This is a genomic window from Dorea formicigenerans, from assembly GCF_025150245.1.
Lineage (GTDB): Bacteria > Bacillota > Clostridia > Lachnospirales > Lachnospiraceae > Dorea > Dorea formicigenerans.
This window is the reverse complement of record NZ_CP102279.1, coordinates 2985136-3000538: the sequence shown is the minus strand read 5'-3', so window position 1 is coordinate 3000538 and position 15403 is coordinate 2985136. Positions and strand designations below refer to the sequence as shown.

Genomic DNA, 15403 nt, shown 5'->3' with positions numbered 1-15403 from the left:
GAGAAACAGGGAGATGGAATTTGAGTATTCCATCTCCCTGCTAAAGTTATGAATTAATTTTATTCTGCGTTTGTAGAAGTGTCGTTATCAGCATTGTTGTCGGTGCTGCCTGTATCGGTGTTGTTGTCCGTATTTTCTTCGACTGCGTCAGTGCTATCTGTATTATCGGAGTTTTCGGTATCATCGCCTCCGAACAGATCTTTGAAAAATCCTACGATTTTATCCCAAAGTCCTTCCTCTTTTGCCTGATTTACGGCATCGTTTGCTTTGGCTTTTACGGCATCTAATGTGCTGTCGATGATTGCATCATTTCCGAGTGCTGCATCATCTGTATTGTTAATAATTCCGCCGTTGGAGTCATCTCCGCCAAAGAAGCCTTTGATGGAGGACCACAAGTTGCTGAAGAATCCTCCGGATTTCCCGTCCAGGTTGTCGAGAGTCTTTTTCAGTGCTTTGACATCGTAGTCGTACTGGGAAATAGATTCCATCAGACTTGTGATTTTTGCAAGCTGGTCATCGGTCAGTGTAATTCCCTGCTTATCGGCTGCGTCAGAAATCGCGTCCTGAATATCGGACGGATCAGTCAGTTTATCTTCAATAACGGATTCTTTGACATCGTTGATCAGATCAGATGCTGTATCCTGACCGAGATCCTTGGCGAGGTCACCGGTTGTTACCAGCTCTTCTGTTGCAGTTGCTTTCTGGTCTTCGGAAAGTTCTTTCCCACTGGCTTTTTCGTAAGCCATCATAATACCTGTCAGTGCACCGGTTCCGGATACTTCAATTGGAGATCCGGCAACAACGTTACAGTTCTCAACGCCGGAAGTCAAAAGTGTACTGGCGATCATAGAACTTGTTACAAATGTTAGGTTTGCGACTTTTACCTGAATTCCGCCGCTGTCTGTCGGCTCAACATAAGAACAGCTATATGTTCTTGTACCAATCTGGGATTCGGTTGCGATCCCTTCCATATATTTTCTTTCGTCTGTGTTCGTGACTTCGATCGTGTCTACCTGATCGGCGGAAGTACCGAAGTATTTGTACATAGAAGCTTTCTGCTCGTCGGATAAGTTCGCTCCGAGAGTGACTACTTTTGCGCTGTCAGCCAGGGCAGTTACCGGCAGGCTTACAGATGCCAGAATGATTGCCAGGCTAAACGGCAGAACCCTTTTTAATTTTTTCATACTCATAATTATCCTGTGGTGTCAGACGCCACATCTCCTTTCTGTACCCCCAATAATAGCATACTTGTGTAAAAGTAAAAAGTAAAAAATTCTTAACTATTTCGAAAGATTTTGTTACGGCTTGTGTACATCTGTGGACTAAGACAAGATTTCCAGTATTCTGGATTCAAATGTGTGTTCATCCACCATTCCCCCCATGGCACCGACTGACTTTTTATCTTTGAAGAGAACAAATGTCGGGACGATTTCCGGGGCGTATTCTGCGGCGAGTACTGCAGATTCTTCAATTTCGACTTCGCAGAACTTGATCTTTCCGGCGTATTTCTTTTCGATATCCTCCACGACCGGCTTCATCATGGCACATTTCCCGCACCAGATAGCGTAGAACATAACGACGACCGGGAGAGAGGTATCTTTTACTTCTATTTGAAAATTTTTTGCAGTTAAATGTAACATCAAATCAACCTTTCTGATCAGTGCCTTCGGCAGTCAGAACCGTGGTTCAGAATATCATATACTTCTTTCAGGGATTTTCTGAAACAACCGATCCACCTGTGCAGACACCGATTTCGATAAGTGTATTCAAAAAACTTTTGTCGGAAGTTTTTTTTGTTATGACAATTTCGGCTCATGGCGAACAGACTCCGAAGGCTTTCTCATTAATAATATATGCGCTGTAGCGCTAAGAAAGTCACAGCAGACATCTTCTTTTAGCAATGAGCTTGCAAATCGGGTGATCCATGGATGAAAATTTCTCTTCATATTCTGTCATAATATTTCCAACGTTCATAATTTCATCATGGTGCAGGTCATAAGTACATTCGGAAATGCCCCATGTTTCGGATTCCCCTAAAGACTCAACGGAAAAATCAAAAAGATCACGGTTATCTGTCTTGAATTCTACCTGTCCGTCCTGGACAAGCACCTTGTCGTAACGTGCAAAAAAATCCGGTGACGTGAGGCGCCTTCTTGCATGGCGGGCTTTCGGCCATGGGTCGGAGAAGTTCAGATAGATCCGGTCAACTTCATTTTCAGCGAACACATTTGCTATGTCCTGTGCGTCCATACAAATGAAGCGAATGTTTGGCAGAGTGCTTTCGTTTTCTTCTATATATATGTTTAACTTTTCCACAGCACGGAGAAGGACGCTTGTGTAGCGCTCGATTCCGATGTAGTTGATCTGTGGATTTTTCTGAGCCAGTGCCATGAGAAAACGGCCTTTTCCCATGCCGATTTCAATGTGGACCGGGTAGTCATTCTGGAATACATCAGATGCCCAGTGACCACGGAATTCTTCCGGAGTCTCGATAACCTGACTGCACTCTTTTAACACGCCTTCGGCGCGGGGTATATTTCTAAGTCGCATATATGCTCTCCTTATTTGTTGTATTTCTTTATTTGCAAACTTCCCAAATCCGGGAGATTCTTGCCTTGCCTTAGTTTACAGGCTTTGGCAAAAAAAGTCAAACTCAATGGTGTATAGCGGTCATATCTATATCATATTGCCGAAAGCAATATGCGTAACGACTAAAATTTTTCTGAAAAACACAAATAATTTGTGCAAATTTTCAACATGTTAAGGAGAAGGTATATAAAACGGGAGGAAAGTGACTAAATTTTGGACAAATGAAAAAACTCAAATAAGAGAATATGCTTAAAAAATTGTCAAATAAAGTAATTGTTAAGAAAAAAAGAAATGATTGACATTTAAAAAACAGGAGAGTAAAGTAATCACGAAATTTGAAGAAGAAAGGGAGGGAGTCATACGGAGAAATTAACAGAGAGTCTGTTGGAAGAGCTGAATTGTGATACAGCATTTACCATTCCGTTATTCGGGGGAATTAAGATTAGTGAGTCCGTGGCGGTCACATGGATCATTATGGCTGTAGTTGTATTGCTGTGTGTCATATTCGTAAGGAATCTCAGTGTAGAGAATCCGGGGAAAGCTCAGCTTTTATTGGAATCCGCAATCGGAAAAGGAGTGGACTTCTTTGAAGATGTTATGGGCAAAGAAAACCGAAGATATATCCCATATCTGATCACGGTGCTGATCTATATCGGAATTGCCAATATCATTGGATTGTTTGGGTTTAAACCGCCGACAAAGGATCTGAATGTCACAATAGCGCTGGCTGTTATGAGTATGTGTCTGATCGAGTATTCCGGAATACATAAAAACGGATTAAAACACTGGGTCAAACATTTTGCAAAGCCGGTTCCGTTCGTCGCACCGATCATGGTACTGGAGATTGTAATCCGTCCATTGTCCTTGTGCATGCGACTGTTCGGTAATGTACTGGGAGCATTTGTAATCATGGAGCTTTTAAAAATAGTAGCTCCGGCGATTATACCAATCCCGTTTAGTTTTTATTTTGATATATTTGATGGATTCTTACAGGCTTATGTATTTGTATTTCTGACGGCGCTGTTCATGAATGAGGAACAGGAGTAAAGCCGGAAGATAAGACGAACAGACTTAAAAGGGATTTAAGAAAACATTTTTAGACAAGAAGAAAAGGAGATTAAGATTATGTTAGTAGCAATTGGAGCAGGTATCGCAGTTTTAACAGGTTTAGGAGCAGGTATTGGTATTGGTCTTGCAACAAGCAAGGCAGTAGACGCTATCGCAAGACAGCCAGAGGCTGAGTCAAAGATCAGCAAGAACCTGATTCTTGGTTGTGCCCTTGCAGAGGCAACAGCTATTTATGGATTTATCATCGGTCTTCTGATTATCCTGATGCTGAAATAATTAGCAGTTCGTAAAGAAGCAGGAGAAAAGAAGAAAGGCAGGTGGGAAAAGGTGATAAAAGTAGATTTGAGCCTTCTCTGGACCATAATAAACCTTGTAGTCTTTTATCTATTACTGAAGAAATTCCTGTTCAAACCAGTTATGGGGATCATGGAAAAGCGTGAGCAGATGATTGCCGACGGACTGAAAAATGCAAGTGACAGACAGGAAGAGGCAGAGTCTCTGAAAAAAGAGTATGAGTCAGCTCTTTCCGGTGCAAAAGAGGAGTCGGTTAAAATCGTTGAAAATGCCCGTGTAGAGGCTAAGAGACAGTCAGATGAGATTCTTGCAGATGCGGACAGAAGAGCAGATGCCACGATCGAACGTGCCAGAAAGACCATCGAGACTGAGCGAAAGCAGGCATTGGATGGCGTTGAGACACAGATTGCAGGACTTGCAATGCAGGCAGCCAGAAAGATTGTAGATGAAGAGACAAGAAAACAAGGAAATCAGGCGATTTATGATCAGTTTTTGGAAAGCGTAGGTGACGCTCATGACGGCAAAGACGAGTAATACAGTAAAGTTCGTTCAGCCGGCAGCAAAGCGCTATGCAAGAGTTCTGTACGAACTGGAAATTCCGAAAGCAGATATTGAGAAAACAAAAGAAATCTTCTGTCAGGTACCGGAAGTATATGAAGTACTGTTAAATCCGGTAATTACGGCAAAGAACAAATACAGTGTTATCGAACAGATATTTCCAAAGCCTATTTGTAATTTCCTGAAGGTAACATGCGAGAACCAGAGAATGGGCATGCTTTGGGACATTTTCGAAAGCTATGATAAATATTGTGAGGAGCAGCAGCAAGTTATGACTGCGACTTTAATATGTGTAGACGAGCCAGACGAAGAGCAGGCTGAGAAGATGAAAACATTTATTATGGATAAATATCATAAATCGAAGGTAAATCTGGAGGTCGAAAAAGACCCGTCACTGCTTGGAGGATTTATCCTGAGAGCGGGCAGTGATGAATATGACTGGAGCATTCGTGGAAGAATGAACCGGTTAGAACAAAAATTGACCTGGAGGTGAACGTAAGTGAGTTCAATCAATTCAGATGAAATTATTTCAATTCTGAAAAGTGAAATAGAGAATTTTGATGAGATCAGTAAAGACAGCGAAGTCGGAACTGTTGTGACAGTCGGAGACGGAATCGCTACCATTTACGGAATCGATCATGCAATGTACGGCGAGATCGTTACCTTCGAAAATGGTCTGAAGGGTATGGTACAGGATATCCAGAAAGACGAGATCGGATGTATCTTATTTGGATCAGATACAGGAATCAAAGAAGGAACAAAGGTTGCACGTACAAAGAAAAAAGCCGGAATCCCGGTAGGAGATAAATTTATCGGAAGAGTTATCAATGCCCTTGGTGCACCAATCGACGGTGCCGGAGAGATTGAGGCAGATGATTATCGCCCGATTGAAAATGAAGCACCTGGAATCATTGACAGAAAATCCGTCAGCGTTCCTATGGAGACAGGAATCCTTTCTATTGATTCCATGTTCCCGATCGGACGTGGACAGAGAGAGCTGATCATCGGTGACAGACAGACTGGTAAGACATCTATCGCAACAGATACGATCTTGAACCAAAATGGAAACGGAGTGATCTGTATCTATGTTGCCATCGGTCAGAAGGCATCAACGATTTCAAAAGTTGTAAATACATTTAAGACATCAGGAGCTATGGATCACACCATCGTATTAGCATCAACAGCAAGCGACTGTGCGCCGCTTCAGTACATTGCTCCTTATGCGGGAACTGCACTGGCAGAGTATTTTATGTACAAAGGAAAAGATGTACTGATCGTTTATGATGATCTTTCCAAACACGCAGTTGCGTACCGTGCATTGTCACTGTTACTTGGTAGATCCCCTGGACGTGAGGCTTATCCTGGAGACGTATTCTATCTGCATTCAAGACTTCTGGAGCGTTCCAGCCGTCTGAGTGAGGAAAAAGGTGGCGGATCTATCACGGCTCTTCCAATCATCGAGACACAGGCCGGAGATGTATCTGCATATATTCCGACAAACGTTATTTCCATCACAGATGGACAGATTTTCCTGGAAAGCAGTTTGTTCTTCTCAGGAATGCGTCCGGCGGTCAACGTAGGATTGTCTGTATCTCGTGTAGGTGGAGATGCACAGACAAAGGCTATGAAGAAGGCAGCAGGAAGTCTTCGTATCGATCTGGCCCAGTATCGTGAGATGGAAGTCTTCACACAGTTCAGTTCAGACCTTGATGATGCAACGAAAGAACAGCTGGAATATGGCAGCGGACTGATGGAGCTTCTGAAGCAGCCGCTTGGAAAACCAATGTCACTGGCAGATAAAGTTATTACACTTTGTGCTGCAAGACATAAAGTCATGCTTGGAATTCCAACTGCAAAAGTAAAAGGATTCCAGATGGATATGTTAAGTTACTTTGCAAGTGTACATCCGGAAATCGCAAGAGAAATCGAGGAGACAAAGGATCTGTCTAAAGAGTTGTCCCAGAAGATCGTGGAGATTGCAGAGGAATTCAAAAAGAGCAGGTGTTAATGTATGGCAAATATCAGAGAAATACAGACACGAATTAACAGTGTAAAAGATACGATGAAAATCACCAATGCCATGTACCTGATCTCTTCTACAAAAATGCGTCAGGCCAGAAAAAAACTGGCAGATGCAGAGCCGTATTTTTATAAATTACAGGCTGAGATTGCCAGAATCCTGCGTCATATGCCGGAAGTGAGCAACCAGTATTTTGACAGTAGGGAAGAAATTCCGAAAGAAGAACGGAAAATCGGATCTGTAGTTATTACCGGTGATAAAGGACTGGCAGGAGCTTACAATCACAATGTAGAAAAAGCAGAAGAGGAAATCATGAAAATGCCGGGACACCACAAATTGTTTGTCGTAGGTGAGCTTGGAAGACATTATTTTGTAAGTCAGGGACATGAGATTGAACAAAATTTCCAATATACTGTGCAGAAACCGAACCTGAGCAGAGCCAGAATTATTTCTGAGACATTGATGGAACAGTTTAATAATGGCGAGCTGGACGAAGTGTATGCTGTCTATACGCGAATGGAGAATTCTATGGTATCTGAGGTGGAGACTGTAAAGCTGCTTCCGCTTGAGAGAAGTGCATTCGGAGAGGACAGCATTCCGGCAAACTTAAGGCGTGAGGCGATTCAGCTATATCCGTCTGTCGAGAGCGTCATGGACAATATCGTACCGAATTATGTAACCGGAATGATTTACGGTTGTTTGGTCGAGGCGTATGCAAGTGAGCATAATGCCAGAATGACGGCTATGAAGTCAGCGACAGACAGTGCTGAGGCAATTATCAAAGATTTGTCTATTGCTTATAACCGGGCAAGACAGGCAGCCATTACGCAGGAAATCACAGAGGTATGCGCAGGTGCGAAGGCACAGAAACGGAAAAGGAAGTGAGAACAGATATGAATAAAGGACGAATTGTACAGGTCATGGGTCCTGTTGTCGATGTTTTATTTGAAGACGGAGAGCTTCCGAATATCAAAGATGCCCTTGAGGTAGATAACGGAGACAAGACTTGTATTATGGAAGTTGCACAGCATCTGGGAAACAGCGAAGTACGTTGTCTGATGCTGGCTGCAAGTGAAGGACTTCACAAAGATATGGAAGTCCGTGCAACTGGAAGCGGTATCAAAGTTCCAGTTGGAGATCAGACACTTGGACGTCTGTTCAATGTGCTTGGTCAGACCATCGATGATGGAAAAGAAATAGAGAAAGATGCAGAGCGCTGGGAAATCCACAGACAGGCGCCTACATTTGAAGAGCAGAGTCCTGCTGTCGAGATCCTTGAGACAGGTATCAAGGTCATCGACCTTCTTGCACCATATGCAAAAGGTGGTAAGATTGGTCTGTTCGGAGGAGCCGGAGTTGGTAAGACTGTACTGATTCAGGAGTTGATCCGAAATGTAGCAACAGAGCATGGTGGATATTCTATCTTTACAGGTGTCGGAGAGCGTTCCCGTGAAGGAAATGACCTCTGGACAGAGATGAAAGCGTCTGGCGTACTTGAGAAGACCGCTTTGGTATTTGGTCAGATGAACGAGCCGCCTGGAGCTCGTATGCGTGTCGCTGAGACAGGACTTACAATGGCTGAGTATTTCCGTGATAAAGAACATCAGAACGTGTTGCTCTTTATTGATAACATTTTCCGATTCACACAGGCTGGATCTGAAGTTTCCGCCCTGCTTGGACGTATGCCATCAGCCGTAGGTTATCAGCCGACACTGGCAACAGAAATGGGTGAATTACAGGAGCGTATTGCTTCTACAAAGAATGGTTCTGTCACGTCCGTTCAGGCAGTCTATGTACCGGCCGACGACTTAACAGACCCTGCACCGGCAACAACATTTGCACATCTGGATGCAACAACCGTACTTTCACGTAAGGTTGTTGAGCAGGGAATTTACCCGGCTGTAGATCCGTTGGAGTCTAACTCACGTATCCTGGAGGCAGACATCGTAGGTGAAGAGCATTATAAAGTAGCCAACCAGGTAACAGAGATTCTTCAGAAGTACAAAGAACTTCAGGACATTATTGCCATTCTTGGTATGGAAGAGCTGTCCGATGAAGATAAAGCAACGGTTATGAGAGCAAGAAAGATTCAGAAATTCCTGTCACAGCCATTCTTCGTAGCTGAGACATTTACAGGAATTCCTGGAAAATATGTACCACTGAAAGAGACAATCCGTGGATTCAAAATGATCATCGACGGAGAAATGGATGAATATCCGGAGGCAGCCTTCTTCAATGTCGGAACGATCGACGAAGTTATCGAGAAAGCAAAGACACTGAAAGACGGAGAGTAAGAGGTGCGTAAACTATGAAAACATTTTGGTTGAAAGTCATAGCCAGTGACCGCGTGGCGTATAACGGACGATGCCAGAAGGTGATTGTACCTGCAGCCGACGGCGGTCAGATGGGAATTCTGGCAGATCATGAGAACATGATCATAGCAATCGAAGTCGGTGAAGCGAAGATGCAGCTGGAAGACGGAACGTGGGAGACACTTGCCGTTGGAACCGGATTCCTTGAGGTTGTTAACAACCGTGTTACCATGCTGGTACAGACCGCTGAAAAACCGGAAGAAATTGACGCCAGAAGAGCAGAAGAACGGCGTGAAGTCATGGAAGAAAAACTTCGGCAGAAGCAGAGTATCCAGGAATACTATCACACGAAAGCATCCCTGGCAAGAGCCATGAACCGGTTGAAGGTGTCAAGGGAGAAGAATACGAGAATTTAACTTCCGTATATATAATAAAATACAGCTATCGTTTGCAAAATGAAATCTATAATTTGCCAACGGTAGCTGTATTTTTATGTAAGTGGAAGTTTAAAGTTTGTGTGAAGGGGAAAGTGTGAATGAAAGGGGAAGATTTTGCTGCGCTATTGACGAGTCAAAGTCAGAGCTTGCTCAAGACCTTGGCGACCGCGAGGTGGGTATGATAAAATAGGGAAATAAGGGAGATGCTACGCAAAGTAGCAGGAAAATGTTTTGATGACATCTTTGTGTGCTTGTGATGTAAAGTGCAGTTTTCTATACTGTAAGTTGTTAGGAGATGTTTAGAGAGTGCAGGCTGTCCAGACAAATAGTTTCGGATAAGAAATATGTCTGTGAAGCAACCTTAAGTTCTGTGATAAGACTCTCGAACGGGTAAGAAAAGACAAGGAGATTATGGATATGACTTTTGCAGAAAATGTGAAGATGCTTCGCAAGCAGGCTGGTATGTCGCAGGAGCAGTTGGCGGAGAAGCTTGGTGTATCGAGACAGGCGGTTACAAAATGGGAGACGGGTGCGGGAATCCCAGATATTGAAAATATAATGGCGATTTCAATGCTGTTTGACATTTCCATAGACGATCTACTTTCAAATGAAAGAGATTCAAAAAAGGTAGTGGAGACGGAGTACTTGTATGAAAGTATTACGGAGTATGATATTGATGAATCGAAGCATTATGATATGAAGCTGGAAGGGGCGAAGTGGCTTATACTGGCTGGATATGAGGGCGAGAAAATCCGGGTCCGACTGGGATCCAATACATTTTCAACTCTTCAGAATGATTTCAAGGTTAAGATTGATGATATCCGGAAACGAATTGATATAGATGTAAAACGAAAGAATGGTGCCACGGAAGCAATGGCGAAGAGTGAAATTGATATTTTCGTGCAGATTCCGGTGCAGTATATAGATAAGATTGAGTGTGAAGCTCATGCGGAAACGGTAGAAATCCGTTCCATAGAATGTGAAAATATGGAATTTGGTGTGAAGACAACAAATTTGATTTTGGAAAATGTTGTCGGTTCGGTGGAGGTTGATTGTAATCTTGACATGGAGATTATGTGCGATTCATTGAACGGCGAGATCGCAATTAATCAGGTGTCTGCGACATCAAAAATACATGTTCCAGAAGAGGCGATTTTCCAGGCAGTTGCAAAGGGCATTGGAACAAGCATTTCTTATGAAAAAGCCGGGCAGCAGGTGGAACGGTTTGATGCGCCGGAGGCGGACAACGTGATTGAACTGAATGGAATCAAGAGTGAATTAATTGTTTGTATAGGTTAAAAATGAAAATCTACAAGTTTGTCAAAAAGATGTAATGATTTTTTATTACTGGAAGAAAAATGTGAATAGTATAATAAGTAACAGACGGGAGGAATTTGTAATGCAGATTGAAACATACAGTGGAAAATATGATGAGATTATTTCGTTAATTTTAGATATTCAGAATAATGAATCGAAGATTAATCTGTCTCTTGAGGAACAGCCAGATTTGCTTACAATTCATGACTCCTATCAGAAAAATGGCGGTGAGTTCTGGATTGCGCTGGATCAGGGAAGGGTAATCGGAACGCTTGGACTGATGAAGAAAGATAACCACTGTGCAATCATGAAGAAATTCTTCGTGAAGAAAGAGTATCGTTCACAGAAAGTCGGGCTTGCTTTATATAAGAAGTTACTCGAATTTGCAGAAGCGGCAAATGTGCAGTATATCATACTGGATACACCGTCCGTTGCACATGCATCACATCGATTTTATGAAAAGGTCGGACAGAGACAGCATTTTATATATGTTGGACTTAGGAGGAAAAGCGAGTATGACAGAATGAGAAAAACTGCAGGCGTGATGTGGGGATAGAGAAAAACTAATGGGAAATATATACTTATAGGTTGACTTTTATGAAAATAAAGCATATGATAATAACAGCTAAGAAATGTGATGAATTTCATGCATGAGCAAAACAAAACTCCCGGAAGTGGTTGAGACTTCCGGGAGTTTTTATTCCGTTTATGTAAGGTGGCTTATACCTTTCAGGCTGTTACTGCCTGTCGTTTCTGTCCAGCCATTTGCAAATAAAGTAGCTAACAATACTTGCCATAACAGAAACAAAAAATGTGATGAGAGTTTCATGCATAAGACTTCACCTCCTTTCGCTTGGAGGGTGGCAGCAATTGTAGTATAACATGATAGTATAAAAAGTTCAATATAAGTATACTGTTAGCGAGTAAACTAATAAAGAATGAAGATATAAAAAGTGTGGAGATGTGGTAAAATGACTGTATAAAAAATGCGAAAGTGGAAGCAGGAATCGGAAGGAAAAACAGCTCTTTTAATTGAGGGAGCCAGACGAATTGGAAAATCGACAGTGTTCGAAGCGTTTGCTAAAAATGAATATAAAAGTTATATATTAATTGATTTTTCAAGAGTGTCAAGAGAAACTAAAGAACTTTTTGAAGATATATCCGATCTTAATTATTTGTTTTTGCAGTTGCAATTGCAATATAAAGTAGATTTGCATGAGCGGAATTCTGTGATCATATTCGACGAAGTACAGTTATGTCCAATGGCACAACAGGCAATTAAGGCGTTGGTTGAAGACCGGAGATATGATTATATTGAAACCGGATCGCTCATTTCCATAAAGAAGAATGTTAAGGATATTCTGATACCGAGTGAAGAAAGAAAACTCAGTATGTATCCAATGGATTATGAAGAATTTTTGTGGGCAATCGGTGATGAAGCGACTTTTCCGTTACTGAAAAAATGCTTTGAAATGAATCAGGGAATAGGAGATGCTCTTAATCGTAAGCAATTGCGGCAATTCCGATTATATATGCTGGTAGGAGGAATGCCACAGGCGGTAGATGCATATATAAACACAAATAATTTTAGAAAAGTCGATGAGGTAAAAAGGGACATTTTAAATCTGTATGAAAGTGACTTTGCTAAAATTGATTCGACAGGAAGACTTGCAATGCTTTTCGATGCAATTCCGGCTCAGTTAAATAAAAATGCGTCTCGCTTTCAGGCAAGTGGTGTACTTAACGGAGAAAAACCGGATAAGATTTTGGAACTTATTGCCGAGTTGAAAGATTCTAAAACTGTTTTGATATCCTATAACACAAATGATCCAAGTGCAGGAATGGCGAATACAAGAGATTTGTCCAGATATAAAATATTTTTAAGTGATACAGGTTTGTTCGTAACACTTATGTTTAAAGATAAAGATTTTACGGAAAATGAAATATACGAAAAGCTTCTCAATGATAAATTGAGCGTAAATCTCGGATATTTGTATGAAAATATAGTGGCACAATGTCTGGCTGCCAATGGAAATGAATTATTTTATCATACAATTATGAATACACAGTCTAAACACAATTATGAGATAGATTTTATTCTGGCAAAGAAAAATAAAATAGTTCCTTTGGAAGTAAAATCATCAGGATATAAAACGCATAAATCATTAGACGTATTTACAGAAAAATATTCAAATCATATTTTAAAAAGATATTTAGTGTATACAAAAGATTTAAGTAAAGAACAGGATATTTTTTGTATTCCTGTTTATATGGTTCCATTTTTATAGGAAAAATATTATAATCCCTGAAATTCTTTAATGGTTGCTACTGCCAGTACAACGGTTCCAATTGCACATACAATATATACAATTCCGACTACGATAGAGCTTTTCTTTGCGCGCTTCCATTTTACGGCTGCAAGGTACATGGCGCTTAAGACATCTGCCAGGAAGAAGAACTGCAGGATACCATGCAGGAGGGCCGTTCCGAGGCTGATTTTTCCGGCTTTATAAGTCATGCGGATTACCTGCAGGGCGTAAAATGAGCCCGGAAGGATTGTGAGCCAGAATCCGATGACAGTGAAAAATATCATAACACTCATGATTGGGAGCATAAGTGGTATAATCAGACCTCCGGTCATGAATGTCAGTGCTGCACCTGCGAAAAAATATAGGGTGAACAGCAGAATAAAGTCGTATAGGAAAAACGCAACAAGCCCGTACTTATGTATGAGCATGCGGTTTATAAGAGCAGTGGAATCACCTTCCTCATAGGAAGAAAAAGATTTCCAGATATTTAGGATTCCAAGAATATAAAGCACCATAATGTAAATGATAGCAGGCAGGTTTGACAGAAAAAATCCTAATTCCGTAGTGAGAGCGGAGGCATCATATGGAATCGCATCGAGTACATGGCTCTGGAATATAAGATTCGGAAGAGCAAGTACCGGAATCAGAGATAATATAATTACATATGCAATTGCCAATTTGTCAGCGGATTTTTTCATGTGCATCGGCTCCTTTCGGGAGATTTTTCATTGCTTTCTATATTTGATTATAATTCTTGGGGAATGGATTGTCCAGAAGATTGAGCTGACCGGCTGACAGATAGTTGGCAGCACGCCAGTAGGCATTCATTTTTTCAAGCATTTCCTGAGATAACGGCTGTTTCTCAAGACACATTTTGTTGTCGTCCATAATATACCTCTTTCTTTCAATAATGTGTTGATTTTTTAACTAGTGTCATCATAGCATAGTGAAAATAAGACGTAAAATAGCAATTTTGCATTGGAATCATAACGTTCTGATATGGATAAATGCGACCGTTGACAAATGTATGAATTTATGCAATAATATTTTTGATTTTGGACTATGAACATATGTAAGTACAGAAGATGTAGTGAAGCAGAGATGAAGTGTCACCGGCTGAGAGCATTTCACGCGAACCTTTTGGAAATTTCAGTATGGGAGTCTTCTGATGAAAAGCATTTGTCAAAAGTAAGTGCGTTAAGTTGGATGTTCGTGTAGCAGATCGAATACACATAAAAGAGTGCAGAGTTATAAGGACTCTGAAATAGGGTGGTACCGCGAGTAACATCGTCCCTTGTTAATCACAAGTGGCGGTGCTTTTTTTATTTTCAATAAAATGTTTACGTCCAAAGTTAAGCATAATTTCAAAATATGGAATATTTTGAAAGTTAGCTCTGAACAGTAACTTAAAATAAAAAGAGACGCTGAACTTAAAGAGTAGTAGAAAGGGGAATTAGGATGAAAGATAAAATCAACAGTATTTTATCAGAAGTGAAAACTAAGATTTCTGAAGCAGCAAATGAAAATGAACTGCAGAATGTGAAGAATGCATATGTTGGAAAACAGGGTGCGTTAAGTATGTTAATGAAGGAGATGCCGAAGCTTGACGCAGCGCTTCGCCCGGAGATGGGAAAGGTGCTCAACCAGGCTAAGAATCAGGTGACAGAGCTGATCAACTCTAAGAGAACAGAGCTGAAGCTGAAAGCTTCTGAGGTTTCACCGGACTTTGATTGTTCTGTACCGGGAATCCTGCCGCCGAACGGAGGACTTCACCCAATCACACAGATGTGCTATGACCTGAACGATGCATTCCGTTCTATGGGATTTGAGATTTTCCAGGAGGATGACATCACAAGTGAGTTATATGCATTTGATAAACTGAACTTTCCTCCGAATCATCCGGCAAGAGAGAGTATGGACACATACTGGCTGGAGGGTCATGACAGTGGAAGCACAAATGAAAAGCTTTGCCTGAGACCACATTTGACAGGAGGAAGTGTCCGTTATATGCAGACACACAAACCGCCGTATCGTTTTGTATATCCGGGACGTGTATATCGTAACGAGACAACAGATTCACATCATGAGAGAGCATTTTTCCAGTATGAGGCTCTGATTGTGGATAAGGATATCAAGTTCACAGACGGAAAAGTTATGATCCAGAGCATTTTAAGTAAAGTATTCGGAAGAGACGTTCCGGTAAGAATGCGTTCCGGTTTCTTCCCATTTGTAGAGCCAGGATTTGAGATCGACATGGAGTGTCAGGTGTGCGGCGGAAAAGGCTGCAGCGTATGTAAACATGTGGGCTGGATCGAGGTTATGCCGGGTGGATCCCCACATCCAAATGTACTTCGTGCAGCAGGACTGGATCCGGATGAGTACACAGGTTTCTATGTAAATATCGGTCTGGACAGACTGGTTATGATGCGTTACGGTGTGGATGACGTAAGATTGTTCCACAGTGGCGATTTAAGATTCCTGAGACAGTTCAGATAAGCG

The 15403-nt window shown here is 41.6% G+C and carries 17 protein-coding genes; 12 read left to right on the top strand and 5 right to left on the bottom strand.

Annotated features, from left to right (window positions below):
• Positions 1 to 59: 59 nt before the first annotated feature.
• From NQ560_RS14600 to trmB, 3 genes are all read right to left on the bottom strand, one after another.
• A complete protein-coding gene (locus tag NQ560_RS14600) occupies positions 60 to 1184 on the bottom strand; it encodes a DUF1002 domain-containing protein (protein ID WP_227087035.1) in 1125 nt (374 codons plus the stop codon).
• Between the two features lie 138 nt (positions 1185 to 1322).
• Positions 1323 to 1640 carry a thioredoxin family protein gene (locus tag NQ560_RS14595; RefSeq protein WP_005335076.1) on the bottom strand — a complete coding sequence of 106 codons (318 nt, stop codon included), beginning with the start codon at positions 1638 to 1640 and terminating at the stop codon, positions 1323 to 1325.
• 235 nt (positions 1641 to 1875) lie between these two features.
• The gene (trmB, locus tag NQ560_RS14590) at positions 1876 to 2550 is read right to left on the bottom strand and encodes a tRNA (guanosine(46)-N7)-methyltransferase TrmB (RefSeq protein WP_005335080.1); all 675 of its coding nucleotides are present in this window, start codon (positions 2548 to 2550) and stop codon (positions 1876 to 1878) included.
• Positions 2551 to 2973: 423 nt separating this feature from the next.
• Between trmB and NQ560_RS14585 the strand changes: the two genes are divergently transcribed.
• The 11 genes from NQ560_RS14585 (at position 2974) to NQ560_RS14535 (ending at position 12883) form a co-directional block, all read left to right on the top strand.
• On the top strand, positions 2974 to 3636 hold the full coding sequence (locus NQ560_RS14585) for a F0F1 ATP synthase subunit A (protein ID WP_005335082.1): 663 nt from the start codon (positions 2974 to 2976) through the stop codon (positions 3634 to 3636).
• Positions 3637 to 3714: 78 nt separating this feature from the next.
• Positions 3715 to 3933 (top strand): ATP synthase F0 subunit C, encoded by a 219-nt coding sequence (gene atpE / locus NQ560_RS14580; RefSeq protein WP_005335083.1) that lies wholly within the window; start codon positions 3715 to 3717, stop codon positions 3931 to 3933.
• Between the two features lie 51 nt (positions 3934 to 3984).
• Positions 3985 to 4485, top strand: a complete 501-nt coding sequence (gene atpF / locus NQ560_RS14575) for a F0F1 ATP synthase subunit B (RefSeq protein ID WP_005335085.1) — start codon at positions 3985 to 3987, stop codon at positions 4483 to 4485.
• Entirely contained in the window at positions 4466 to 5002 is a 537-nt protein-coding gene (gene atpH / locus NQ560_RS14570) for an ATP synthase F1 subunit delta (RefSeq protein WP_005335087.1), read from the top strand. Before atpF ends, atpH begins: the two co-directional genes overlap by 20 nt.
• Before the next feature lie 6 nt (positions 5003 to 5008).
• A complete protein-coding gene (gene atpA, locus NQ560_RS14565) occupies positions 5009 to 6517 on the top strand; it encodes a F0F1 ATP synthase subunit alpha (RefSeq protein ID WP_005335089.1) in 1509 nt (502 codons plus the stop codon).
• Between the two features lie 3 nt (positions 6518 to 6520).
• On the top strand, positions 6521 to 7414 hold the full coding sequence (atpG, locus tag NQ560_RS14560) for an ATP synthase F1 subunit gamma (protein ID WP_005335090.1): 894 nt from the start codon (positions 6521 to 6523) through the stop codon (positions 7412 to 7414).
• Between the two features lie 8 nt (positions 7415 to 7422).
• Positions 7423 to 8823 carry a F0F1 ATP synthase subunit beta gene (gene atpD / locus NQ560_RS14555; RefSeq protein WP_029730530.1) on the top strand — a complete coding sequence of 467 codons (1401 nt, stop codon included), beginning with the start codon at positions 7423 to 7425 and terminating at the stop codon, positions 8821 to 8823.
• 14 nt (positions 8824 to 8837) lie between these two features.
• Entirely contained in the window at positions 8838 to 9257 is a 420-nt protein-coding gene (gene atpC, locus NQ560_RS14550; RefSeq protein ID WP_005335094.1) for an ATP synthase F1 subunit epsilon, read from the top strand.
• A gap of 438 nt (positions 9258 to 9695) precedes the next feature.
• Positions 9696 to 10577: a helix-turn-helix transcriptional regulator gene (locus tag NQ560_RS14545; RefSeq protein WP_040015628.1), complete on the top strand. Its 882-nt coding sequence runs from the start codon at positions 9696 to 9698 to the stop codon at positions 10575 to 10577.
• Positions 10578 to 10677: 100 nt separating this feature from the next.
• Positions 10678 to 11151 carry a GNAT family N-acetyltransferase gene (locus NQ560_RS14540; protein ID WP_040015629.1) on the top strand — a complete coding sequence of 158 codons (474 nt, stop codon included), beginning with the start codon at positions 10678 to 10680 and terminating at the stop codon, positions 11149 to 11151.
• A 430-nt stretch (positions 11152 to 11581) separates the two neighbouring features.
• On the top strand, positions 11582 to 12883 hold the full coding sequence (locus tag NQ560_RS14535) for an ATP-binding protein (RefSeq protein WP_005335106.1): 1302 nt from the start codon (positions 11582 to 11584) through the stop codon (positions 12881 to 12883).
• 8 nt (positions 12884 to 12891) lie between these two features.
• Here the strand turns inward: NQ560_RS14535 and NQ560_RS14530 are convergent, their stop codons facing one another.
• The gene (locus tag NQ560_RS14530) at positions 12892 to 13602 is read right to left on the bottom strand and encodes a DUF6652 family protein (RefSeq protein WP_147567784.1); all 711 of its coding nucleotides are present in this window, start codon (positions 13600 to 13602) and stop codon (positions 12892 to 12894) included.
• Between the two features lie 37 nt (positions 13603 to 13639).
• A complete protein-coding gene (locus NQ560_RS14525) occupies positions 13640 to 13792 on the bottom strand; it encodes a phosphoketolase family protein (protein ID WP_005335109.1) in 153 nt (50 codons plus the stop codon).
• Between the two features lie 570 nt (positions 13793 to 14362).
• Between NQ560_RS14525 and NQ560_RS14520 the strand changes: the two genes are divergently transcribed.
• Positions 14363 to 15400, top strand: a complete 1038-nt coding sequence (locus NQ560_RS14520; RefSeq protein WP_005335111.1) for a phenylalanine--tRNA ligase subunit alpha — start codon at positions 14363 to 14365, stop codon at positions 15398 to 15400.
• The last annotated feature ends 3 nt before the right edge of the window (positions 15401 to 15403 follow it).